Annotated in this window: 22 protein-coding genes; 9 read left to right on the top strand and 13 right to left on the bottom strand. The window is 35.4% G+C overall.

Annotation, left to right across the window (positions count from 1 at the left end; all coding sequences use genetic code 11):
* Window positions 1–73 precede the first annotated feature (73 nt).
* From L1994_RS11745 to L1994_RS11945, 3 genes are all read left to right on the top strand, one after another.
* Entirely contained in the window at window positions 74–757 is a 684-nt protein-coding gene (locus tag L1994_RS11745; protein ID WP_278099621.1) for a class I SAM-dependent methyltransferase, read from the top strand.
* Window positions 758–996: 239 nt separating this feature from the next.
* The gene (locus L1994_RS11750) at window positions 997–2,385 is read left to right on the top strand and encodes a B12-binding domain-containing radical SAM protein (RefSeq protein WP_278099622.1); all 1,389 of its coding nucleotides are present in this window, start codon (window positions 997–999) and stop codon (window positions 2,383–2,385) included.
* Window positions 2,386–2,390: 5 nt separating this feature from the next.
* The gene (locus L1994_RS11945; protein ID WP_422656648.1) at window positions 2,391–2,795 is read left to right on the top strand and encodes a GtrA family protein; all 405 of its coding nucleotides are present in this window, start codon (window positions 2,391–2,393) and stop codon (window positions 2,793–2,795) included.
* 47 nt (window positions 2,796–2,842) lie between these two features.
* Here L1994_RS11945 and L1994_RS11755 read toward each other — a convergent pair whose 3' ends face one another.
* The 9 genes from L1994_RS11755 to L1994_RS11795 all read right to left on the bottom strand — a co-directional run bounded on the left by L1994_RS11755 (window position 2,843) and on the right by L1994_RS11795 (window position 10,249).
* A complete protein-coding gene (locus L1994_RS11755) occupies window positions 2,843–3,559 on the bottom strand; it encodes a transaldolase (RefSeq protein ID WP_278099623.1) in 717 nt (238 codons plus the stop codon).
* Window positions 3,560–3,595: 36 nt separating this feature from the next.
* Window positions 3,596–4,474 (bottom strand): class I SAM-dependent methyltransferase, encoded by an 879-nt coding sequence (locus L1994_RS11760; RefSeq protein WP_278099624.1) that lies wholly within the window; start codon window positions 4,472–4,474, stop codon window positions 3,596–3,598.
* A 67-nt stretch (window positions 4,475–4,541) separates the two neighbouring features.
* Window positions 4,542–5,132: a D-glycero-alpha-D-manno-heptose-1,7-bisphosphate 7-phosphatase gene (locus L1994_RS11765; protein WP_278099625.1), complete on the bottom strand. Its 591-nt coding sequence runs from the start codon at window positions 5,130–5,132 to the stop codon at window positions 4,542–4,544.
* A 7-nt stretch (window positions 5,133–5,139) separates the two neighbouring features.
* Window positions 5,140–5,745 carry an SIS domain-containing protein gene (locus L1994_RS11770; protein WP_278099626.1) on the bottom strand — a complete coding sequence of 202 codons (606 nt, stop codon included), beginning with the start codon at window positions 5,743–5,745 and terminating at the stop codon, window positions 5,140–5,142.
* 14 nt (window positions 5,746–5,759) lie between these two features.
* Window positions 5,760–6,467: a sugar phosphate nucleotidyltransferase gene (locus tag L1994_RS11775; protein WP_278099627.1), complete on the bottom strand. Its 708-nt coding sequence runs from the start codon at window positions 6,465–6,467 to the stop codon at window positions 5,760–5,762.
* Entirely contained in the window at window positions 6,467–7,450 is a 984-nt protein-coding gene (locus L1994_RS11780; protein ID WP_278099628.1) for a GHMP family kinase ATP-binding protein, read from the bottom strand. The genes L1994_RS11775 and L1994_RS11780 overlap by 1 nt, the downstream gene beginning before the upstream one ends.
* Window positions 7,447–8,421, bottom strand: a complete 975-nt coding sequence (locus L1994_RS11785; RefSeq protein ID WP_278099629.1) for a Gfo/Idh/MocA family protein — start codon at window positions 8,419–8,421, stop codon at window positions 7,447–7,449. Before L1994_RS11785 ends, L1994_RS11780 begins: the two co-directional genes overlap by 4 nt.
* 5 nt (window positions 8,422–8,426) lie before the next feature.
* Window positions 8,427–9,290, bottom strand: coding sequence for an SDR family oxidoreductase (locus L1994_RS11790; protein WP_278099630.1), 864 nt, complete (start codon window positions 9,288–9,290; stop codon window positions 8,427–8,429).
* Window positions 9,287–10,249 carry an NAD-dependent epimerase/dehydratase family protein gene (locus L1994_RS11795; protein WP_278099631.1) on the bottom strand — a complete coding sequence of 321 codons (963 nt, stop codon included), beginning with the start codon at window positions 10,247–10,249 and terminating at the stop codon, window positions 9,287–9,289. The genes L1994_RS11790 and L1994_RS11795 overlap by 4 nt, the downstream gene beginning before the upstream one ends.
* Before the next feature lie 627 nt (window positions 10,250–10,876).
* On the opposite strand from L1994_RS11795, the gene L1994_RS11800 reads away from it, so the two are divergent.
* From L1994_RS11800 to L1994_RS11810, 3 genes are all read left to right on the top strand, one after another.
* Window positions 10,877–11,380, top strand: coding sequence for a hypothetical protein (locus tag L1994_RS11800; RefSeq protein ID WP_278099632.1), 504 nt, complete (start codon window positions 10,877–10,879; stop codon window positions 11,378–11,380).
* 240 nt (window positions 11,381–11,620) lie between these two features.
* Window positions 11,621–11,860, top strand: a complete 240-nt coding sequence (locus L1994_RS11805) for a hypothetical protein (protein ID WP_278099633.1) — start codon at window positions 11,621–11,623, stop codon at window positions 11,858–11,860.
* Between the two features lie 629 nt (window positions 11,861–12,489).
* Window positions 12,490–12,675, top strand: coding sequence for a hypothetical protein (locus tag L1994_RS11810; RefSeq protein WP_278099634.1), 186 nt, complete (start codon window positions 12,490–12,492; stop codon window positions 12,673–12,675).
* Window positions 12,676–13,074: 399 nt separating this feature from the next.
* Here the strand turns inward: L1994_RS11810 and L1994_RS11815 are convergent, their stop codons facing one another.
* Complete coding sequence (locus L1994_RS11815) at window positions 13,075–14,424, bottom strand: ATP-binding protein (RefSeq protein WP_278099635.1); 1,350 nt, start codon at window positions 14,422–14,424, stop codon at window positions 13,075–13,077.
* 254 nt (window positions 14,425–14,678) lie between these two features.
* Between L1994_RS11815 and L1994_RS11820 the strand changes: the two genes are divergently transcribed.
* The 3 genes from L1994_RS11820 (at window position 14,679) to L1994_RS11830 (ending at window position 18,818) form a co-directional block, all read left to right on the top strand.
* The gene (locus L1994_RS11820; RefSeq protein ID WP_278099636.1) at window positions 14,679–15,326 is read left to right on the top strand and encodes an acylphosphatase; all 648 of its coding nucleotides are present in this window, start codon (window positions 14,679–14,681) and stop codon (window positions 15,324–15,326) included.
* A 395-nt stretch (window positions 15,327–15,721) separates the two neighbouring features.
* Window positions 15,722–17,113: an ATP-binding protein gene (locus L1994_RS11825; protein ID WP_278099637.1), complete on the top strand. Its 1,392-nt coding sequence runs from the start codon at window positions 15,722–15,724 to the stop codon at window positions 17,111–17,113.
* Window positions 17,114–17,666: 553 nt separating this feature from the next.
* On the top strand, window positions 17,667–18,818 hold the full coding sequence (locus tag L1994_RS11830) for a glycosyltransferase family 2 protein (protein ID WP_278099638.1): 1,152 nt from the start codon (window positions 17,667–17,669) through the stop codon (window positions 18,816–18,818).
* A gap of 213 nt (window positions 18,819–19,031) precedes the next feature.
* On the opposite strand, the gene L1994_RS11835 is transcribed toward L1994_RS11830, so the two are convergent.
* From L1994_RS11835 to L1994_RS11845, 3 genes are all read right to left on the bottom strand, one after another.
* Window positions 19,032–21,494 carry an oligosaccharyl transferase, archaeosortase A system-associated gene (locus tag L1994_RS11835; RefSeq protein WP_278099639.1) on the bottom strand — a complete coding sequence of 821 codons (2,463 nt, stop codon included), beginning with the start codon at window positions 21,492–21,494 and terminating at the stop codon, window positions 19,032–19,034.
* A 181-nt stretch (window positions 21,495–21,675) separates the two neighbouring features.
* The gene (locus tag L1994_RS11840) at window positions 21,676–22,587 is read right to left on the bottom strand and encodes a hypothetical protein (RefSeq protein WP_278099640.1); all 912 of its coding nucleotides are present in this window, start codon (window positions 22,585–22,587) and stop codon (window positions 21,676–21,678) included.
* Between the two features lie 201 nt (window positions 22,588–22,788).
* On the bottom strand, window positions 22,789–23,199 hold the full coding sequence (locus L1994_RS11845; protein WP_278099641.1) for a hypothetical protein: 411 nt from the start codon (window positions 23,197–23,199) through the stop codon (window positions 22,789–22,791).
* Window positions 23,200–23,280: the final 81 nt, after the last annotated feature.

Consider the following 23,280-nt stretch of genomic DNA (forward strand, 5'->3'; position numbering starts at 1 on the left):
TACTGAATTTCATGAGAATGAGGCAGAAAATGGGAATCACTTTATTGACAGGGCTTCTCGTCTTCATGCCTGCATGGAACTAAAAAGATATCTGCCGCAGGCAGATGGAGGAGTTGTCCTTGAAATCGGTTCTTCCTCTGGGTACCTGCTCAGGGACATTAAAAAAACATTTCCTGATTTATTTATTATTGGTTCAGACTGCATTTCAGAGCCACTTGAAAAGATTGCTAAAAACTATCCTGAAATTCCTTTGATTCAGTTTGATCTTGTCAATTGTCCGTTACCTGACAATTGTGTGGATGTAATTATTGCACTAAATGTTCTGGAGCATATTGAAGATGATGTTGCTGCATTAGAGCAGATTTACAGGATATTAAAACCAGGTGGTCATGCAATAATTGAAGTTCCTGCAAATCCTGACTTATATGATTTTTATGATGAACAGCTAAAGCATTTTAGAAGATATAATCTTTTAGATCTAAAAGAAAAAGTAAATAAGATCGGGTTAGATCCCGTTCGTTCAAGTCATCTGGGATTCTTTGTATATCCAGGTTTTAAATTTGCAAAGCGAAGGAACATAAAAAAAATGCAGCATCTTTCAGATAATGAGTGTAAGGAAAAGATTAAACAAGAAATGCATTTTGGGGGGAATATTATGAATGCATTTTTATATGCCCTTATAAAATTTGAATTATTATTGGGAAAGAATATGAGATATCCATTTGGAATAAGATGCCTGTTAGTTTTATCAAAATAGAGAAAATTGGGATATAAAATTATTTGCGAATGTAGAAATATGACTTATATTACAATGATAAATTGATAAATTCTATATATATTATTGAATTAATAATATTTTAATTTGACTCATTTAAATTATAAGGTTAAATCCCCATTTAGTGGATAAATGTCACGTATACAAACAATAAAACATTTTGAAAATAAAGTTTTATATCTGAAGTGTTTTGCAGAAAGTAAAAAGCTAGAGGATCTATAATGAAAAATAAAAAGAAAATTGTGTTTGTGTCTCCCCCTAATTTGACATATGGTACTGTATCTCCCCCTGTTGGTTTGTTATATTTAGGAACTGTTACAAAAGAATCAGGGCGCGACACTGTAATTATTGATGCAGCATCTTTGAATTATTCGATGGAAGAAACCATCAAATTAATCATTAATGAGAAACCGGATTATGTTGGAGTAACGGCAGTCACAATTACAGTTGAGGAATCTGGAAAAATTGCTAAAGCAGTTAAAGATGCTTTGCCGGATACAATAACAATTATTGGAGGTCATCATTTAACTGCATTACCTGAAGAGACAATGACTAAATATCCTCAGTTTGATTTTGGTATAATCGGTGAAGGTGAAATTACAACAGTTTCTTTATTAAATGCAATAGATTCCAAAAAGAACTATGAAGATGTTGATGGGATTATTTATTATGATAATGGTCAATTGATTACTACATCCCCCAGAGAAAGAATAAAAGATCTTGACAGTTTACCTATACCTGATTGGAGCCTTCTTCCTAATCTTATAAATATTTATTCTCCTCCGCCACATGTTGTGGATGTTTTCCCCTCTATTGGTTTTAATTCTTCAAGAGGATGTCCTGGAAAATGTATCTTTTGTTCTAATTCTGTTTTCAAGAACAAGATGAGTAGTCTATCAGGTAATAGACTTTATGAAATTGTAAGCCAACTTAAAAACGAATATGGCATTAAAGAGATCTGGTTTGGGGAGGATAATTTTTTAATATTCAAGAAACGTTTGCTTGAATTTTGTAAATTAGTAATTGATAATGATTTGCAGATGTCCTTTGTCTGTTCAGGTCGTATTGATAATGTAAAGAGCAAAGATGATTTATTATTAATGAAAAAAGCTGGATTTCGTCAGATCTGGTATGGAATTGAAAGCGGTGATCAAAGAATACTAAATATACTGCAAAAAGGGATAACTGTTGAAGAAGTACATAAAGTTGTCAACTGGACTGATGAGGCAGGGATAGATCCCTGTGGTTACTTCATTTTTGGAGCTCCTGGAGAGAATGAAGAGACTCTGAGTAAAACTCTTAATCTTGCATTGGATTTAAAACTCCGTGCAGCTCATACATCTTTTATGATACCTTTCCCTGGATCCAAGTTTTACGAAAACTTCAGGCAATATGGCGTATATAATGAAAATGTCCTTGATATGTATAAGCCAAGTTTCATTCCTTTTGATCTTAATGAAGAAATTTTAGTAAAATATTTTAAAAGATTCTATAGAGATTTCTATTTCAGACCGCGTATAATTTGGATATATGTAAAAAGATTAAAAAACCCTCATAATTTTATGAAATTGTTCCGTGGCTTTATAGAATTAGTAAAAAATATAAAATAATCTTTATGGCTCTTTCGATAATTACAATAGATGATAAAAAAGGGTTTGTTAAATACATATTTGGGGGGGCTATTTCATCGATTTCTGATTTATTAATATTCAGTTTTTTATTAACTGCCTTGAAACTGAATTATATAATTTCAAATTCTGTCTCATTTATCATAGCAGTATTTATTGCTTTTATTTATCATCGACACATCACTTTTAATTGTTCTAATGAACAATTTGTAATGGGTCAGTTTTTTCTCTTTTTAATTGTGTCAGTAATTTCTTTAATATTAAGTAATATTTTGTTATATTTATTTATAGGGCTCTTATTAATATTACCCTTAATTGCAAAATGTTTCCAAATCGGCATTTCATTACCTGTAAATTATGTTTTAAATAAAAAAATTGTTTTCAAAAAATAATATTATCCATTATGCAATATTTATTTATTGAATTTAAAATAGGTGTTTTATATTTTATACCCGGCACTCTGTGCATCGTTGTAAAACATCTGCACTGTTTCAAGTGACAGCTGGCTTAAGTCCTTTCCAACCTGCGGGACTTTCTTCAGGATGTCATTTGTAATTGTTATGATGTGGCATCCACAGGATTCTGCCTGTATAAGATTTAGAATTTCTCTTGTGCTTGCCCATAAAAGTTCTGCCTTTGGTTTTGATTTAAGAATCTCAACTGCATCTTTCATAATAGGCATCGGGTCTCTTCCTGTGTCAGCAATTCTTCCTGCAAAGACTGAAACAATACTTGGAGTATCAACTGAAAGTGCATCGGCAACAGTTTTTACCTGTTCAAGTGTCAGTATTGCTGTGACATTGAGCTTTAAACCATCCTGAGAGAGTTTTTTAACAAGTTCTGCTGTGCTTTCACCTTTTGTGTTTGTGACCGGTATTTTGATATAGACATTGTCACCCCAGCCTGCAATCTTTCTTGCCTCGCGTTCCATGCCTGAAAGATCGTCTGAAAAAACCTCAAATGATATTGGAAGATCAGGAATTTCTTTAAGAACAGCCTTTGCAAATTCCTCATAGCTTTTTACTCCTGCCTTCTTCATAAGAGTAGGATTGGTGGTAAAACCGCTTGCGACTCCTTTTTTGTACTCCTCTATCATGCCCTCAATATCTGCACCATCAGCATAGAGTTTTATTTTAAAATCAGAAAGCTTTGACATCTAACCTTAAATTTTGTTCTTAATATTATATATGAACTAGTTTTTTTTAATTCCAATTCCCCAACAAAGTTTATATTTTTTATCTATAATATTAGATATTATCTGCCATGGAAAAACATTGTAGATTATACTGCTATTGGTTATATGTAGATTTTTTAGTATTTTATATTTGTATATATTTGTCCATCCCTTTTTTTGTTCTTTAGAAAGTAGACAATATTGTAATCCTACGGATTCAAATAAATTATTTATTGATTTTTCACTAAATAAGCAGATATGAATTTCAGGGATAAAGTAATTCCATTTCATAATATTCTTTTGAATTGGATCAACATTTCCTGTTGTAAAGAAAAATATACCTCCTGGTTTTAATGCTTTTTGTATATTGTCCATGAATACTTTTGGATTATCTACATGTTCCAATGTTTCTATAGCAGTAATAACATCATATTTATTTTTTGAATTAAGATATTCTTTTTCAGTTAATATATCAATCCCACTTTTTTTTGCAAAAACGGCTCCATATCCTGTATCAAACCCGTTAATATTGTGTTCTGAGTTTTTAGAAACATACTTTATCAATCCACCGGCACCACATCCAATATCTAACCAGTTGTTTTTCTTATTGCCAGAAATGGCATTTATTGTCTTTAAAATACCTTCATATTCATATAATCGAATACTTTTATCGGGATTTTCAATCTCATAAATATAATTAATCAATGGATCAGCACCTTTCCCATGATAATATGCTTCATCATAAAGTTTTTTATCATATGAAGGATTAGAAACAAAAAAGAAATTGCAATTTCTACAATAATACAGATCAAACTCTTCATTTGAAAGGAATTCACCTTTCTTTGAGTCAATATATTCACAGTCTCCACCGCAGATTTTACATTTTATATTTGTCATAATTATCTACCATATTAATCAAATTATCTCTATATTAGGTACATTCAAATTCAACATAAATTATGGGTTAGGTAGGGAATTTTTTTGAAAATTCAAGTATAATCTTTACAGCCTCGCAGATATCCCCTGCAAAAAAATCCGGTGCTGATATGCCGCGATATCCTGCAGAATGCTCCTCTTCAATAAGAATTGTCCGTGTTCCTGCCGCGTTTCCGCATTCTATATCAGAATCACGATCTCCTATCATCCAGGAACCGGAAAGGTCAATGCTATAATCTTTTGCCGCTTTTAAAAGAAAGTATGGTTTTGGCTTTCGGCATTCACAGACATAAGAATATTTTGGAACAATGCCCTGGGGATGATGGTAGCAGTAATAATAATCCTGAAATATTATTTTATTCTCTTTAAATATTTCATCAAGTTTATTGTGGACTGCTTTTATCTCTTCTAATGTGGTCTTTCCTTTTGCATAATCAGGTTGATTGGACACCAAAAAGAGATAAAATCCTGCCTCCATAAGAGAATGAAGGGATGAAATAACACCCGGGTATAAGTCAAGCTCTTCTGGTGAATGCGGCGGCTCATACTCACCTGTTTTTGGGTTTAGAATGAGCCGGTTTATTACCCCGTCCCGGTCTAAAAAAACTGCTTTTCTCATCTGAAAATTATTTTGTGCTTTCCCACTTCATCTCAAATTTCTGCAATTCAGGACTTGAAACAATAAGATGCCATACAACTGCCTGGAAGGCCTCTGTCTGAGGGGTAACTGTCTTTTCGTTTACAGTTGGAATAATTACACAGGCATCTGCAATTTTTCCAGTGTACCCGCCGTCACGCCCGACAACACCTATTACTTTTGCACCTTTCTCTTTTGCATAACGAAGAGCATTTACAAGATTTACACTGACATTTTTCTCTTCGTTTCCGCCGCCAACAGAGAAGACAAAGATACAATCCTTTGCATTGAGACGGCTTCCTTTAAGCCAGCTCTCAAAAACAGTCTCCCAGCCGTCATCATTTACTCTTGCTGTAAGCTCTGATACATTGTCTGTAGGTGCATACGATTCAATTCCTGCAATCTTTCTGAAGTCATTTACCGCATGGGAAGCGTGACCTGCTCCTCCACCAACACCTAAAATAAACAGACGTCCTTCATTTTCTCTGACAGATTTTAAAATATGAATCATATTTTTTATCTGAGACTGGTCTATCTGGCTGATTATTTTTACAGCATCGTCCATAAAATTTGAAATAAAATTATTTTCTTTCATAAACACTCCAATTATTAAAAACGTGGTTTCCTATTTATAATATAATCTTCTGTTTCTTTGATGCCCTGAACTGAACCTGTCTCATAAAAACGGTTTTCAACAACAAATGCACTTACAATACCCAAATTCACAGAATCGGAAATTACAAGAGATAGATCAAATGGTTCATCGGCAGGATATCCGGAAAAAATTTCTTTTCTGATGACTATCAGGCCGTAATCAATGTATATCATTTCAGGATCAGATACATTCTTTTCATATCTGACAACCCTGCTATCTTTAAGGACAATGTTGCTTTTATCAAAAGCGTCATTGTTTTTGTAAACAGTCATTAGAACGGGTAGTTCTTCTTCATAATAATGCTGTATTATCTGTTCGATATCTATATCCAGATATGAATCTCCATACAGGATAACAAAATCATCCGGAAGAAGTTTGCCTGCCTTTTTTAGTGCACCGCCTGTTCCAAGAAGTTTTTCACCATCATATGAATATCTGACATTAATTCCAAACTGTGATCCGTCACCAACGTGTGCTTCAACACTTTCACCAAGATTTCCCAGGCAAAGAATTACTTCTTCGACCCCCTTTTCTTTTAAAAGTTCAAGCTGGTGATCGATAAAAGGCCGGCCTGCAATTTCTATCATAGATTTTGGAATTGTTTTGGTTATCGGGTAGAGGCGTGTTGCAAGACCGCCTGCTAAAATTACAACCGGGAGCATTATGATGTTGTCACCACTTTGCTTCCGTCAAAATCAAACCGGAATCTGACTTCCTGCAGACCTTCACGAGCCATTGTGGTGCGGAGTTTTTTGTTGTCTTCTGCATAGAACATTAAAAATCCGCCGCCGCCTGCACCAATAAGTTTTCCACCCAGGGCACCATTTTGCATTGCAAGATCATACCATTTGTTAATTCTCTCATTGCTCATTGCATTAGAACGTTTTTTCTTGCTTTCCCAGTGAATATTCATTATATTTGCAAATTCCTCAAGATTACCTGATTCAAACGCTTTTTTGCTCCTGTAACCAAGCTCCTTAACAAAGTGCAGGTTGTCTATCATGGAAGTGTCATTGCTTTTGCTTTTATCGTCCTGTTCCTTAAGAACATTTGAAGCAGAGCGGGAGTAGCCGGTGAAAAAGAGCAGGAGATGATCTTCGAGATTATATAACGTCTCTTTTGAAATATTCAGTTTCTCTGCTTTAACACGATTATCTTTACAGAATGTAAAACAGTTGATTCCTCCGTGTGAAGAGATATATTGATCCTGTTTTCCGATGGGCTCCTTTAGCAAGTCCATTTCGATGTGACAGGCCTCTTCTGCAAGTTCTGCAGGTGAAACAAATGTTTTATTATATGTATGCAGAGCCTTAAGGAGAGCACAAGTAAAACTGCTTGATGAGCCAAGACCAGTTCCTGCCGGAATATCAGCAAGACTTGCCAGTTCAAAATTTTCCGACTTTACTTCCAGAAGTTTTAATGCTTCCCTTATAATAGGGTGCTGTATTTCTTTAACATTCTGAACATGCTCAGTTTGTGAATATTTTATAATTATTTCCTTCTGAAATGTGTCATGCAAAGTAATATAGACATATTTGTCAATAGCCGCTGAAATAAGAAACCCTTCATGCTGATGATAGTAAGAAGGGAGATCTGTTCCTCCTCCTCCAAGTGAAATGCGTAGTGGACTGCGTGTAATGATCATTCATTTTCTCCATAAATTTTTGCTACAATTTTTAGTGTTTCCTGAGCATCCTGAAGATTTGGTCTTGGAGAAACATCTAATTTAATTGCCTCTTCAAATTGTTGAAACTGGATTTTCCATGATTCATCAGGGAAAGGATATTCCCAAATTGTTGTTTCAGGGGGACCCATCTGTGGAAGCATTTTGTATAGTGTGAGACGTTCTGTACCATAACTTCCTCCTATCCCATCGATTTGCATTTTACCATATTCACAAAATATTTCATACGAGAAAAGGTTTTTCCATTCAGTACAGCTTACCTGAAGCCATGCTACTTTTCCTGCTTTATTTTCAAGATAGATAAATCCGTTATCCTCAACAGGCATTTTCCAGAAAAAGGTATGTATATGGCCATCTATCTCTTTAAAATCACCTAAAAACCATCGAGAAAGATCTATTAGATGAACTCCCTGATCTAGTAATTCCCCACCTCCTGAAATTTCCGGGTTTGCACGCCATTCTTTCTCATATCCTGGTCGTCCTCCGTGGCCATAACGTCCACGAATATATATTATCTCGCCCAATTCTTTGGTTTCAGCAATTTTTTTTGCTTTTAATAATGCCGGGTGACAACGCAGATTATAGCCCACCATTATTTTAACTGACTTTTTCTCAGATTCTTTAATTATAGAATCAAATTCTGAAAAATTACGTGCTGCTGGTTTCTCTACAAGTACGTGTTTTCCTGCATTAACTGCCGCAAGTGTTATTGGTGCCAGCCAATTGTTTGTTGTTGAAATAATAACTGTATCAATGTCATTTCGTGACAGTATCTCCATCCAGTCCGAATATGCTTCACAATTAGGATATTTTTCTGCAAGTTTTTTTGCACGGTTTAAATCTACGTCAGCTACAGCACACAAGTACCCCTCAGGTAGTGAAGCTGCCCTTTTATGACCGATAAGTCCACAACCAATTATTCCAATATGCATAATAATCACTTTAATTTAATATTTCGATCTTCGGGAAGTATTCTTCTAAGTGTGTATATGTCGTTGTTTTTAATCAAATCAACATAATTTGGAAGTTTTTCCCAATCATCCCATACAGCACTAATAAGTTTTCCATTAATATCACAGCATTTATTTTGTGTAAGAAAATGAATCAATTCTGCCGCTTTTTTTCCGGTTTCAGGGTTATTATTTAAGAGATCCATTGCAGATTCAATTTCAGAATTTCCGGCGTATTGTACTCCTGCATTAATAATATCTTTTGTAAGACCACTGTACATGGCGCCTGGGGCAACACAATTTATAGTTATACCATATTGCTCAACTTCCTGAGCAATAGTTTCTGAAAAACGTAATAATCCACATTTTGCTGTTGCATAACCTGAAAAGTTCGGACGTGGACCTGTTGATCCGCCTCCGGAGATGTTGATAATTCTTCCAAATTTGTTTTGTATCATAGAAGGGATAAATTCCCTGCAAATGTGCACCGGCGCTAAAAGGCAGACATTAAGGCATTTCTGCCATTCCTGCCAGTTGTTTTTATGAATTGGTCCTATAGGTCCCTGTATTGCAGCATTATTTATTATTATATCAGGATTTCCGGCTTTTGATTTAATATTGTCTGTCAAAGAAGAGATTTCTTCAATATTTGCAAGATCAAATGGAAAATCATAGATCTGCTGTTCTTGCATTGCATTTTTTGCATATTCCTTAGAAGTTTTTTTTAATTCCTCTTTGTTTCTGGCAACAATAATTATGTTGTTTCCTTCCGACCAGAATTTATCTGCAACAAGCTTTCCAAGACCTCTTGTTGCACCGGTAATCAAAACAAGATGTGATGCTTGTTTCATCTTCTCTCCAAAACCCAGGGATTTTCTTTAAGAAAATCAAGTGTTTTTATAATTCCTTCCTGAATTGTGTTTTTTGGTTTCCATCCAAGTGAACAAATCTTTTTGCAGTCTAAAAATATGAACGGATTGTCTCCAATCCAGCCGCGTTCACCGCCGGTGTATCTGATTTCCGGATTTAAGCCAAGGTGGCTACAGATCCAGTTTATTGAATTATTGACCTCAACATATTCATCTGTCCCCAGGTTAAAAATATTCACAGGGTCATTTGATTTTTCAATAGCTGTGAAAATTGCGTCTATACAGTCCTGAACGTAAAGATAGGATTTTTTCTGGTGCCCGTCTCCTAAAACATCAAGGTAATCGGGATGTTTGCGGAGTTGTTTATAAAAATCAAAGACATGTCCGTGCGGGTAACGTTCTCCAAGTATGGATACAAAACGAAAGATCCATGCCTGAAATCCAAATCCTTCTGCATATGCCTGAATTAATCCTTCTCCTGCAAGTTTTGATGCCCCGTAAAGGGAGGTCTGCACAGGAAACGGTGCATCTTCAGGGGTAGGGATGACTTTAGATTCTCCATATATAGATCCCGTTGAGGAAAATGCAATATTTTTAATTGAATTTTCACGCATTGCTTCAAGAACATTGAAGGTTGCAATTGTGTTTTGTTCAAGATCTTTAGAAGGATGTTCTGTTCCAAAGCGTACATCTGCGTTTGCTGCAAGGTGGAAAACAAAATCACAACCGATCATTGCTTCAGTTAGTGATTTTTTATTTAAAGTATCACCTTTAATTAATTGAAATTTTGAAGATTTTTTAGCATTATCAAGGTATTCGGGGATACCTGTGGAAAAGTTGTCGTAAACGATAACATCATTTCCCTGTGAAAGTATTCTGTCGACAAGATTACTACCAATAAATCCTGCTCCGCCGGTTATGAAATATTTGGTATTAGACATTCTAAATAGATATTGAAATTAATCACTTTTAATATTACGCAGATGAAATTTTTTTGTTTGCAACTTTATTTGGGATTTTCTCAAATTTTGCTTGTTTTAGAACATTAAAGTCTATTTGAGACAAATATCTGTATTAATTTTTTGCAATTAGTTTCCCTTTCACTTTCACACTGCACACGGAAAATCAGTTTATATACGTGAGTTTAACTATTATGATGTCGGCATGCGAAGATATGCATGATTCCGGCAGAAAAACGAAAACCCAGACAGAATCGAAAAAAAACAACCAAACCCAAACCAGATTAAATTGGGAAAAATCAAAACCCGATTAAAACTGGAAGAAAATTAAAAAACAGTCTAAACCCGGCGAAAAACCAGACTAAAGCTGGAACAAACAAACCAGGCTAAAGCTGGAACAAACAAACCAGACTAAAGCTGGAACCAAACCCAGACTAAAAACTGGAACCAAACCAAACCAGACTAAAAACTGGAAACAAATCAAACCAACGAAAAACCAGACTAAAGCTGGAACCAAAACCAGGCTAAAGCTGGAACCAAACTCAAACCAAACAAAGTGAAAAACAAAGAAAAACCAAAAAAAAGATGAAAAGTAGGTAAGTGAAGAATATGGCCGATTTTATTGAAACAACAAGCACAAAAAGTGCTGTAAGATTAATTGAGAACCCGATTGCAGACATTGCATCCTTCGATGCAATTATCAGCCAGATAATGTCAGAAAATCCGTTTGAATGCGTTGATTATGTAGCCGGCGGAGAGACTATTGACGGTGTAACCATCAACAGGCAGTATTATACTGCAAAAATCATCTATGAGGATGATGATGCAAAGACTGTTGGAACGATTTCTGTAAAAGCACCATCGGTTGATGCTTTCTCAGAGGCTTCAGAAACTGTTATGGCAAACACAGAACTTGCGGCTGATATTGGCGGGGATCCTGTAAGGGATTTATCATCTGACGGTTTTTACTGCCAGCTGAAATGCCATGATGTGTCAGGTGAAATCTATTATGTAACCTTCACCCGTTCAAAGGTTAGAATATCCTCCTATGAAGACGATGCAGTCAGGCTAAAGGTTGAAACCTGGGCAGACACAGTTTCAGCTCTTGCATGATTTCCTGCATGAAGTTTTTTTATTGAAACAATCGTTTCATGCATGGTTATAATAGAAAATGTTCATGAAATGAACTTTTCATGGACTTTTTTTATTAAGCAGGAATCAATAATTCAGGTAATTTCGGATTTTTGATTATCATAGCAGTTTTCATGCAGATGACATTTTGTGAATTTCATGTGAAATTTAGTTGTGACAAGCTTTTCGCTTTCACACATATTTTAGGAGGAGGTTTTAAAATTGAACGAAAAAACTCTGAGGGATTTGGTGATTGAGACCAGCCGCGATGTGAAATGGATTCGGGCGTCCCTTGATGAATTAAAGGAAAAAGAGACATTTTTTGAAAGCAGGCTTCGAACGTTAGAGGAGTGTCTTGGAAATACGCAAAAATCCCGTCTTTACGAAAGTCAGATATCAGCAGGCGCAGGTGCCGGTGCCGGAGGAATTGTTGCAATTATATTGAGGCTTTTTGGCGGGTAGTCTGTTTTCTTTTTTTTAAAATAAGTTTGTGAAGATATTCAAAGAATCAAATGTCAAACGAAACTATTCCTTCAAAGAATCAAATATGTACAACAGATAGGATTGAACAGTTTGACCGCTGAAATTGTACACCCTGACCGGCCAAAATTGAACAGTACAAACGCCGAAACTGAACAGTCAAAATGTGATCCTAAAAGTAAATTCAAAAAAAACCTTCCTGATAGAAGTAATCTCTCTGATTTAAGTAATTATGAATTTATTTACAAATCTCATCATCAAATTGTACCTCCCTAAAATATTAAATAATCCATTCGATTATTAGCAAGGGAGGGGGACACCCCCTCCCCTGGACCCTCCCCTGCTCAGGATAGGTCACCAGAGAGAGGGGCGAGCCTCTCTCTGGTGCCCGGGGATGTTTTTTTACATCGCGTCAATTCCAAATTAGGGTGATCAGAAATATCGCGAAGAGTCCTTTGTAACTTACATGAAACTGCTGGCATAAAAAAAATTTATCATGGACGTTTTCATAGGAACCGGTATTCAGTATTGATACTATGCGCTTTTCCTGCTGAGGGATATATTTATCCATAATGCTTAGATATATTTCTGTTTAACAGAGGAGTCTTTCTATGCAGTCGGTAAAAGAGAAGATGAAAGAGATAATATATTCGCAACCCGATGATTCATCATTTGAAGAGATTATACGGGAGTTAATATTTGAACGTATGATGAAAAGGGGTCTTTTGGATTCGCAAAACGGAAGGGTAATCTCCAACGCAGAGATGAAAAGCCGGATCAAATCATGGCAGAGATAGTATGGACAGAAGAATCTGAGCGCTTACTTCATAACATCTTTTTTAAATTTTGTTTGTGAAGATGTTCAACGAACTAATATTCAACTGTTAATGACTTTTTTTATTCACTGCTTATGAAACAAAGGTTTCATGCAACAGTTTCATGTAAGTTACGAAGAAACTTTCATCTAAATTTTAAATAATCAATTCGATTATTGCAAGGGAGGGGGACGCCCCCTCCCTTGAACCCTCCCCCTGCTCAAGATAGGTCACCAGAGGGAGGGGCGAGCCTCCCTCTGGTTCCCACTGTTGCCCGTTGTGTATATCGCAACGAAACAATTCCAAATTAGGGTTATTAGAAATATGGCACAGAGTCTCCAAATTAGGGTTATTAGAAATATGGCGAAGAGTTAAAAAACTTCACAAGTCTAATCCTGTTATATGCTCTCTTAATTCATGCTCAAGAGAATATGCCGGAATTATATGAATTATTTTGCCATCCAAAGAAATTCTGTCTTTTTCATTTTCAGTTACAATGTAGCCTTCATCAAGGTTATAGTCCTCCATTGCCTCCTTAAGGCCGCGAATCTCTCTGTTTTTTGTATCTAAATTCTTAAGTGAGAGTGAAACCTGAACAGCCAATACAATTTGGGATACATTGCCGGAAAGCTTAGTATTCTCCCTAATATTAACAGGATACTTTGATTTTACAACAAAATCACATTCATATTTCTTTTTATGATAGTATATTTCATCAAAAATCCGGTTTAAAAAGCAGAATACATAATTTTCAAGAAGTCTTCCCTTATTTTCAGAGAAAGCAAATGAAACGGCATTTATAAGCCCGGTATCAAGTGCATATATCTTTTTTGGGTTGGCAATCTGTTTTTTAACAGACCATGTATATTTCATCAGGGTATAGAGAAGATAGCAGTTTTGAGCATACTCTGTATATTCCTTTACTGTATCCGGAGATATATTTAGTATTTCTGCAATTTTATTGAAAGAGTAAAGATTTCCTGAATTTGATATCAGAAAATAAAGAAGATTTACGAGATCAGAATTATTTCGAAGGTTATTTGGGAGTATTATATCTTTTAGATATATTGTTTCATAGTAATTTTTCAGAATCTGCCTCTTTAAGCTGTCATTAGTTTCAACAGCTATACGCGGATATCCTCCGAATTTTAGAAACTCATCAAATAACTGTCTTTTTTCAATCATTCTGGGATTAATAATGCCTTTAAAATTTAAAAATTCCTGAAAAGAAAGCGGATAAATTGTGCAGGTTAGATATCTCCCCGATAGTCTTGCAGCCGCGTCATTTTTAAGGATAGAGGATGTGGAGCCTGTCAGTATACATTTGATATCTTTTTTGGTGTCATAAAACGTTTTTATGGCGTATGCCCAGTAATTGTAGTTTTGAATTTCGTCTATGAAAAGGTAAAAAATTTCATTATTTTTTCTTCTGCTCATGTATTCTTCAACAATACTTCCAAGAAGGAGAGGTTCATCTCTCATTGACATAAAAAGGGGTTCATCAAGGTTGATATACAAAATATTCTGTATCGGTGTCCCTGTTTTTATGAGATAATCAATTAACTGATATGCAAGTGTGGATTTACCTGTTCTTCTTGCTCCGGTTAACAGAAGAATTTCTTTTGCATCCAGATATTGCATTATTTCCGGGAAAAAAGACAGGCGGTTTATTCCTGTGTCAAAATCCTTTGAAAACCACCAGGGGTTCTGGCTTTCAATGACTATTTGCATACCCTGATCCATTTATGGCTTATTAGCTTTTAAGTATCTTTAGAGTGTCGGTTATAATCTACAATTTTTAACAAAATCGTAGGTTATAATAGATGATTTTACAACCTATGATTTGTTATAATAGATGATTTTGTGTATTAATTTTTTAGTTTATCATCAAAACAGAGTAATCTGATTTTTCTGATATCAGTTACGAACTGACATAAGATAAGAGATTAAGATGACGTTTAGATGTCTTTTGTTCATTTTAGGAGATGTTAGAAAAGAAAAAAAGCCGCTACAAAAAATTATTTGTTGTCTTAATTTATATTATGAAGTTAATGAAGCAGGTTCATATCATTGTTGACGGCTATGTCCAAAAGGTAGGTTTTAGAGAGTTTGTGTTAAAAGAAACTTTTGGCAGAGGCATCAGCGGATATGTAAAAAACCTTGATGACGGAAAGGTTGAGATAATTGCAGAGGGAAGCGAAGATGAACTTCAGGGTCTTATATCACGAATAAATATAACCCGGTATCCAATTTCAGTTACTGAAATTCTTGTCTCATGGGAGGAAGCAACCGGAGAGTTTAGGAAATTTGAAATTATCAGGGGTGATTTACAGGAGGAGATTTTTGAAAGAATAGATTATATCGTAACAATTCTGCATGAGAATCTTGACATTTCCAAAGAAAATCTTTCAGTCTCCAAAGAAACGCTGAAAAATACAGGAACAATCGTTGACCTGCAAAAAAGTACGCTGGAGAAGCAGGATCAGATGCTTGACTTGGGAAAGGAGACAAAGAATGAGATTGTTGGCCTTAGAAAAGATACCGGCAGCTATCTTGAAGAGGAATTTAAAGAAATCAAAAAAGAGCTTGTCTCAATCAAAGATGCCCTTGCAAGAGCGGGCATCAAAGTCTGAATTTTTCCCCACTTGTCTGTAATTTACCATATTTCGGATAGAATTACCGGAAAAGAAAATCGTATACTATTAAAAACTCACACTAATTTTTCCAATTATTTTTTTACAGTATTATTTTAAGCAGGCTTTTTTTAGACTAAACCTCCCCGCTGTGTCTAAAAAGTTAAATTCAAAGTAAATAGTTGTATACAAAGTATAATACTTATGATACAACCAATCACTGAAAGTCTGGTTCATCTTAACTTTAATCAGGGATCCGGTGGTTTTAGTGAATGGAAACGAATTTACTATGAAAACGTTTATGAATGTTTTTTTAAAATTTCCTTTCATTTATATACAAAACAAAATCCGAAACGTTAGAAAAATCTCATCAGATGCAATTTATAAATAGTTGTATGCAAAGTATAATACTTATGATACAACCTTTCGTGAACCGGGAAAGTGAACTTGATTTTCTCAACCGGAAGTATAACGAAAATTCAGCCCAGATGATCGTTTTGTACGGAAAGCGGAGGATTGGAAAGACTGAACTTATTAAAAAATTCATTGAAGACAAAGACGGGACATATATACTGTGCACAAACGACAGTAAGGAAGAAAATATCAAAGAGATGAAGGACAAATTTGCCATCTTGACCGGAAAAGAATATTTCAGGGATATAGATGTTTCATCCTTCTATTCTTTATATAAACATCTTTCAGAAGAGATGGGCAACAGAAAGGTGGTAATTGCAATCGATGAATTTCCATATCTGATTGAATTAAACCGCGGAGTTGTTTCAGTCTTTCAGAAAATATGGGATGAACTACTAATAAACAGCAATATATTTCTGATAATCTGCGGTTCTTCGATTGGGATGATGGAAACCGAGGTTTTAGATTATAAAAGCCCATTATACGGGCGAAGAACAGGAGAGTGGAATGTTTCACCGATGTCGTTTAAACATTTGAAATATTTTTATCCTGATTATGAAAAAGACAGTCTCTTTTGTTTATGGGCAATATGCGGAGGCATCCCCTTTTACCTTCAAAAAATGAACGGCTCCTTAACGGTTGAAGAAAATATAAAGGATAAGATCTTCAGAAAAGGGGAGGTCCTCTACAACGAACCCAAAATTTTGCTTAGAGAGGAGTTTCGGGAATCTAAAACATATACACTAATTCTAAAATATCTTTCTTTAGGATACAATAAACAGGGAGAATTATCTTCAGTCACCGGAATAGAGAAAGGCAATCTTTCAAAATACCTATCAGTCCTTGAAAACCTCCGGTTTATTGAATATATCCTCCCTCTTGGAAGAAAAAAAGGTGGAATTTATGAAATAAGTGATCAGTTCTTCAGATTCTGGTTCAGATTTGTATATCCTAATTTATCAGATCTTGAGATGGGCCTCATTGATGAAGTTTATTATCGTATTTCTCTTCAGCTCAATGCATATTATGGAAAGCAGTTTGAGAGGCTGGTAATTGAACAAATAAAAAACAAAGAAGTTCCTCTTCCATTTACTTATACTGATGTCAGGCCCTGGTGGCATAAGGAAAACGAGATCGATGCAGTTGTCACTAACCCGGAAAGCAGGGAAATTTTATTTGTCGAATGTAAATGGAAGACACTTAGTAAAACCGATGCCGAAAGGATTCTTTTTAGCCTTGAAAAAAAGTCGGATTGTGTTCAGTGGAACAATGAATTAAGAAAGGAATACTTTGCACTTTTTGCAAAGAAGATAGAAGGGAAAGAAACTCTACGTAAAACTGGCTATTTTGTATTCGATTTGGATGACATCTAAGAGAACTATACCTAATACATAAGCAGGAAGAAATGAGGGGCGATTTGGAAGGAAAAAATTTATCCTGGACGTTTTTAGTCCAGTATTTCTCATAATATCCTGGCGTGTCATCTTTTCCATCAGAGACTTTCAAAAATCTTTTGACTTCCCCTGTGACATCCATAGTGACTTTATGGCACCACATGCCTGTTTTTATACTCCTTAAGTTGTCTATAGATGATTTTCAGAGAGCCTGTTAAACTGTTAATGGATGGATGGGAAAGCAAAGAGTCACAAAAGTTAATCAAAACCGGTTTAAATATAAACAACAAACATAAACACCTGATATAAACTTTATTCATAAGGAAGAATGAAAGGCGAAGGGTGTTTTTAAAAGAAAAAACCCATAACCCCTAAAGAAACCCAAAAGAAAGAAAAAGCATACTAAAATCAAGAAAATCCTCCCGAAAAAACAACTAAAAACAGCAAATTTAAAAGAGCAAACTAAAACAAAAAAACGGCAAACCAACAAAATCCTCCTAAATATAAAAAAAAGAGAAAGCTCTGAATAACCATGGCCGAAGACAATAGAAATAATCCTGAAAACAAACCGTACATATCAGTCATACTTCCGGCTTTGGATGAAGAGCTGACAATAAAAGACTGCATCGAAGAGATAAAAGCGGCTCTACATAAAAACAACCAAAAAAGCGAGATAATTGTTTCGTCCTCATCGACTGACAAAACAGATGAGATTGCATTATCCCTTGGTGCAAAAGTAATCCGTCCCCCAAAAAAAGGCTACGGTAACGCTTATTTAGAGGCCTTTAAGGAAGCATCAGGAGACATTATAATAATAGCCGATGCTGACGGCACATATGAACTTTCAAAAATACCAAAGTTTATAGAAGAGATTGAACGTGGTGCAGACCTTGTCATGGGAAACCGCTTAAGAAGAAAGATGAGAAGAGGTGCAATGCCTCCTCTTCACAGATATGTTGGAAACCCTCTTCTTACAATGATGCTCAATCTCTCATTTCACACAAATATCTCCGATGCACACTGCGGAATGCGGGCGATTAGAAAAGACGCATTATCAGGCCTTAATTTAAAGACTCCCGGAATGGAGTTCGCATCCGAGATGGTAATAGAAGCGGCACGAAAAAACTTAAAAATTGCAGAGGTTTCAATCGACTATTTCCCCCGAAAAACGCCCTCAAAACTTCACAGCTTTGCAGACGGATGGAGGCATATCAGATTTATGCTTCTCTACCAGCCGCTTCCTTTCCTTTCAATCCCCGGCCTTTTTTTCCTGGTACTGGGTGCAGTATTAATGGCAATATACTACTTTGAGGGGGATGTGGAGTCAGCAAACATGCACTCATTCGTTCTTGCGGCAATTCTTTTCATCGGCGGCCTTCAGGTAATTCTGATGGGTGTAAACATCAAAACCTATTCAGTAATCGCCGGATACAACGAAAATGTCGGAATAATAGAGCAGGTGTTTAATTACCACAATCTTGAAAGAGAAATTGTAGCAGGAATTTTACTGATGGCCGCAGGAACAACAATCGGCCTTTATATCATAATTCACTGGATGGAGTCAGGATATGGAAGCATATCACAGGTATCAAATGCTGTTGTTGCACTAACACTTTTCATATCAGGACTACAAATCATCTTTTCAGCGGTTTTCAACAGCATGATGCTTATGAAATATGAATAAAAACACTCATCCTCAGGCAAAAAAAGTCTTTTTTTAAAATTCTGAAGATATGTCCGGTATTTTGACTTTAAATGAAAGTTACCCCATAACTTACATGAAAAGTTGAATGAAATATAATCTCATGAACGTTTTTACATCAAAGTTACCTTATAAGTAAAAAAAATTTATCATGAACTTAATTTCTTAGCAAATAAGATTCAATATCAAAAAAAGTTATGAATATAAGTCCTTTTCGGAGACATCAAAGTAATCATCAGTATTTATGATATGATACTTTCCAACAGCCAAAACTCCGTATGGATTATCAATTGTTGAATAAGGAAGTACGAATTGTCCGTTTTCACTCTCCTGGACGTATGTAAACTTTCTTCCTGTATTAGTTTCAATTTCAAGCTCAACTGTTCCCTCACCTGAAATTTCATACCCCTTTACGTACTCAAAGATTTTTACATTGTCAGCCAAATCCTCTGTTTCATAAACAAGCCTGTAATTTTTAAGTGCTGAAACAGAAGTGCAGGGGTTGTCCGTGTCTGTGCTGATTAAATATTTATTCTCATCTTCTGCCATTAAAACCGCTGAATCATAGTCTGTTACTTCATATCCTGATATGGTTGTAACTCCTGAGACTGTTTTTGTTGTTAAAACACCGACCATTTCAGGTTTTACATATGAACCGTCAAGAATGTTTAGTCTTACAATCATTGTATTGTAATACTCAGGAGTATATGCAATTGTATCTGTAACTTCTCCTGACTCACTGGGAAGTCCTGCATGAATAAGATAATTTCCGGCAGTATCAATTTTATTAAGCCAGGTCAAAATGGGAAGTATTCCTGACTCAGGAGTTGTAAGCTCACTGTTTGTAACAACATACTTAGCACCTGAATTGTCTAAAATTATGTTTCCTTCACTCTCTGTTCCTGAAATGAAAAAGTCAGCACACCCTCTGCTTCCAAAAACATTGTCCTGGAACGGATTTGATATTGGAATCCTTTTTCCGATAAGTGTTATTACATGCCCAAAGTCCCACCAGGACATAACGCCGTATGACTCTTTTGGATATTCAAAAGATTCCTTTTTATACTCTCCAAAATAGGAAACACCTGTATCAGGAGTATTCTCATCCATCCACTCCATAGCAGAGATCCATTTGTCCTCTTCAAAATTAATTTCAGAGTAGTCAGCGGCAAAACTGACATCACTTATAACAGAGTTTGCAAAAAACAGAACTGCTATTAACATAACAGCCAGAAATAAACCGGCCTTCAAAGGCTCTTTTTTTACTGCCTTTTTCTTATCCTTTTTAGTACCTGTCTGTTTTTTATCTTCTTTCAGATACGCTAAAAGGTGAGTGTAGTAGTTTTCATATGCATATGCGATGCAGACTGCACATAAAACCGAGAACGGAACAGCTATGAAAAATTCAAACCTCAGATGCCTGATTGTAATATACAGAGTAATTGCCGCCCATAAAAGGATAAATAAAAGTCCCTTGTCGCCTTTTTCAATAACTTTTTTACCTGCAACTATTGCGCCAAAAAAGGCCAGAATAAATGCGAAATGATAGCTTTGAACGGCATAATCAAAATTCCATGCCTGCATCTCTGCAATTGAGTAGTTTCCAAGACCAAATATTAAGTCAGCACCCATAAAGAGATTTGAAAAAATGTCCGGGATAATGACTGCTGAAATCAGTGATACAAAAAGTCCTGCTATTAAAACAGCGGCCGGATAGAGTAATTTTTTCTCACTGTAATTGGTTTTTGAAAGCGCATATGATAAAAATACCAAAAACCATGTTGCAAAAATTATTAAAACCGGAATTATGACATGAATTATTGTGTAGTTTGAAAGGGAAAACCCGCTGTATTTCACACCGAACAGAAGTATCAAAACTGCCGGAATTATAAGAGTTACAGTGTTTATAAATCCCTCTCTTACAGGCAAAACTTCTCTGTTGTGTGAGAGAATGCAGGATACAAAAGTGAAGAGTGAAATAATTACCAGGAATAAAACTGTTGTTGGCGATGTGAAATAACATGCCGCGTAAAAAAATCCTGCAAGAATTGCAAACACTGCTGTTTTTGTAAAAACAGGGTCTGTTTTATCTATTGTGAATTTATCTTCTGCTTTTCCGGATGCAATAATATATGAAAGGCAGAAAAGTGCTGAGAATAAAATCTCTCCTGCATGGTGGTCAACATATCCCCATGATGTGTAATTCAGGAAAAAAAGGGAGATTACAGATGAGACACCTGCTGAAATAACGCCCGTTAGTTTGTCGTCTGTTACTTTGTATGCAATAAAAAAGACAACAACGACCATCAAAGCCGCCATAAGGGGTGGCACATAAGACGAGGCATTTATTATTTCAGAAGTTGTTGATGCACCGGTAATTATTGCAAAAAAACTTGCAATCATCGGAAACAAAGGCCCCCAGCCTATCTCTTTTCCAGTCGGATATGCAGTCATCGGGTCAAACCAGTTATACTGCGGGAAATTATGAACCATTATTTCAATCTGTCTTAAGTTAAACTCGGCGTCTCCACGAATGATATGGATAAAACCTGTATCTGGGAGGAAAAATACCGGAAGAACCCTTATGATGAATGAAAGCACAGCAAAAAAAAGAAGCAAAATGAGAATATGGATATTGTTTTTCAGCAGATGCGACATATAAGAATTAATATTATTTCCAATAGCAAAAAAATTGTTCTTATGCTTTTTAAAAATGTTTATTTAAAATTTTTTATTAAACCTGATTTTAAACAAAAACGTTCATGATAATTTTTTTCATGCTAACTGTTTCATGAAAGTTACGAAGGAACTTTGATGTAAAATAAAAAAATAAAATTAATTAATATCTTCTTTTAAAAACCGCCATAGAAACACCAAAGACCGCCATTAAAAATACGACTCCAACATTTGTACCGGTCTGTGTTGCCTTTGGAATAGGTTCTGATGTCTGGGAAACTGTCTCCTCTGCTGTCTGTGTCTGAGCAGGAGCTGTTGTTTCAGCTGTAGTTTCAGCGGTATCAGTTACAGTCGGGACAGGATTTGTTACAAGAACTGAACTTCTCTGAGTATCATATACTGTAAAGTCTGATATCGGCTGTGGTCCTACAATTCCCTCAAATGCCGGACATGAATCAGAGGAGGCTTCGCCTGAATTGAATTTGACCTGTATAATATACTGATAGTCAGAATTCCATCCGAAAACGTGAGTCTCTCCCGGATACATTGTCTTTTCCTCAACAACAGCACCGTCACGTTCGACTACAACTTTTGCAGACTGTGCAGTGCATGTTGTTCCCTCACATTCAGCGCAATTGGGTGTTAATTCCGTTTTAATTGTATATCCCCTATAATAAGGTGAAATAAGCCTGTCAGGTATACCGTATGCCGCTGTAAGCGGAGTTGTTGTTGAACCAACATTTCCTATTCTACCGATTGCAATCCATTCTCCTCCCGGACCGCCTAAAATTACAGCCTCAACCGGATTTCCCTGCTTTAAGTCACTGAATATATCCGGATTATTAATTGTTCCTGATACAATGTTGTTTTTGAGACTGGATTTTGCATATGTTACCCATTCTCCTCCTTCATATACAGAAGTGACCTGCATTGTAATGGTATTTTTGGATGGCTCAAGTCTTGAAATCTGTCCTTTGTATTGTTCTTCCAAAATAACAGCTGAGGCTGGCATAATAATAAGAAAAAGAACTGCCATAACTGCTGTAAAAATAAAAACTCTTTTTTGAATGCTCATTTTAATCCCTCTTTTTCAAACATTTGTTCTAAACATTTGATAATTTTATTTTCAGTTTATTGCTTTTATTATTTTTAAAACCTTTTATTAATAAATATAAAAAAATATCAAAAACTGGGGGGTTTCAAAGAAAACTTTCATGAAAATTTTTTTCATGGAAACAGTTTCATATAAGTTTAAAAGTAACTTTAAGAGAAAAATTTATTCTTCTTCTCCGGCTTTTTTTATATTCAGAATCTGCTTTGATAACATAAATGCAAAAAGTCCTCCCAATAATCCGAATATGCTTGCAATAAAACCTGTAATAAAGCCGGCAAAAAACAGATCATCTGATAAATTTGCGCCAGAGAGTATGAATATGAATGATATGAGATTTAACACTCCAAAGAACAAAACCGTAAGGCCTGAATCTTTTAAATCGTTATTTTTTCCTTTTCTCATCCTCTGTGCTGATAAAATTACAATAAATGCAATTACAAGCAACACATATCCTGTTGATGCACCAGAATATGAATAGCAGATTCCGGAGATTAAAAAGAAAAATCCGCTAAGAAATGAGATTTGAAACGGCAGTTTTGCATATTTTTCGTTTAATGAAAGAGCTTTTTTCATCACTCATATATTGAAGGCTATGAATGGAAAAAAATATCGCCCGTAGCCTCTTATGATTTCCCTGTGCTGTTAAATTCGCCA

It is taken from the genome of Methanomicrobium antiquum (assembly GCF_029633915.1).
In the GTDB taxonomy this organism is placed as follows: Archaea; Halobacteriota; Methanomicrobia; order Methanomicrobiales; family Methanomicrobiaceae; genus Methanomicrobium; species Methanomicrobium antiquum.

Excerpts from the sequence above, each read along its gene's own strand:
- L1994_RS11745 (WP_278099621.1), top strand. The coding sequence starts at position 74 with ATGGAACTAAAAAGATATCTGCCGCAGGCAGATGGAGGAGTTGTCCTT.
- L1994_RS11750 (WP_278099622.1), top strand. The coding sequence starts at position 997 with ATGAAAAATAAAAAGAAAATTGTGTTTGTGTCTCCCCCTAATTTGACA.
- L1994_RS11945 (WP_422656648.1), top strand. The coding sequence starts at position 2,391 with ATGGCTCTTTCGATAATTACAATAGATGATAAAAAAGGGTTTGTTAAA.
- L1994_RS11755 (WP_278099623.1), bottom strand. The coding sequence starts at position 3,559 with ATGTCAAAGCTTTCTGATTTTAAAATAAAACTCTATGCTGATGGTGCA.
- L1994_RS11760 (WP_278099624.1), bottom strand. The coding sequence starts at position 4,474 with ATGACAAATATAAAATGTAAAATCTGCGGTGGAGACTGTGAATATATT.
- L1994_RS11765 (WP_278099625.1), bottom strand. The coding sequence starts at position 5,132 with ATGAGAAAAGCAGTTTTTTTAGACCGGGACGGGGTAATAAACCGGCTC.
- L1994_RS11770 (WP_278099626.1), bottom strand. The coding sequence starts at position 5,745 with ATGAAAGAAAATAATTTTATTTCAAATTTTATGGACGATGCTGTAAAA.
- L1994_RS11775 (WP_278099627.1), bottom strand. The coding sequence starts at position 6,467 with ATGCTCCCGGTTGTAATTTTAGCAGGCGGTCTTGCAACACGCCTCTAC.
- L1994_RS11780 (WP_278099628.1), bottom strand. The coding sequence starts at position 7,450 with ATGATCATTACACGCAGTCCACTACGCATTTCACTTGGAGGAGGAGGA.
- L1994_RS11785 (WP_278099629.1), bottom strand. The coding sequence starts at position 8,421 with ATGCATATTGGAATAATTGGTTGTGGACTTATCGGTCATAAAAGGGCA.
- L1994_RS11790 (WP_278099630.1), bottom strand. The coding sequence starts at position 9,290 with ATGAAACAAGCATCACATCTTGTTTTGATTACCGGTGCAACAAGAGGT.
- L1994_RS11795 (WP_278099631.1), bottom strand. The coding sequence starts at position 10,249 with ATGTCTAATACCAAATATTTCATAACCGGCGGAGCAGGATTTATTGGT.
- L1994_RS11800 (WP_278099632.1), top strand. The coding sequence starts at position 10,877 with ATGGCCGATTTTATTGAAACAACAAGCACAAAAAGTGCTGTAAGATTA.
- L1994_RS11810 (WP_278099634.1), top strand. The coding sequence starts at position 12,490 with ATGCAGTCGGTAAAAGAGAAGATGAAAGAGATAATATATTCGCAACCC.
- L1994_RS11815 (WP_278099635.1), bottom strand. The coding sequence starts at position 14,424 with ATGCAAATAGTCATTGAAAGCCAGAACCCCTGGTGGTTTTCAAAGGAT.
- L1994_RS11820 (WP_278099636.1), top strand. The coding sequence starts at position 14,679 with ATGTTAGAAAAGAAAAAAAGCCGCTACAAAAAATTATTTGTTGTCTTA.
- L1994_RS11825 (WP_278099637.1), top strand. The coding sequence starts at position 15,722 with ATGCAAAGTATAATACTTATGATACAACCTTTCGTGAACCGGGAAAGT.
- L1994_RS11830 (WP_278099638.1), top strand. The coding sequence starts at position 17,667 with ATGGCCGAAGACAATAGAAATAATCCTGAAAACAAACCGTACATATCA.
- L1994_RS11835 (WP_278099639.1), bottom strand. The coding sequence starts at position 21,494 with ATGTCGCATCTGCTGAAAAACAATATCCATATTCTCATTTTGCTTCTT.
- L1994_RS11840 (WP_278099640.1), bottom strand. The coding sequence starts at position 22,587 with ATGAGCATTCAAAAAAGAGTTTTTATTTTTACAGCAGTTATGGCAGTT.
- L1994_RS11845 (WP_278099641.1), bottom strand. The coding sequence starts at position 23,199 with ATGAAAAAAGCTCTTTCATTAAACGAAAAATATGCAAAACTGCCGTTT.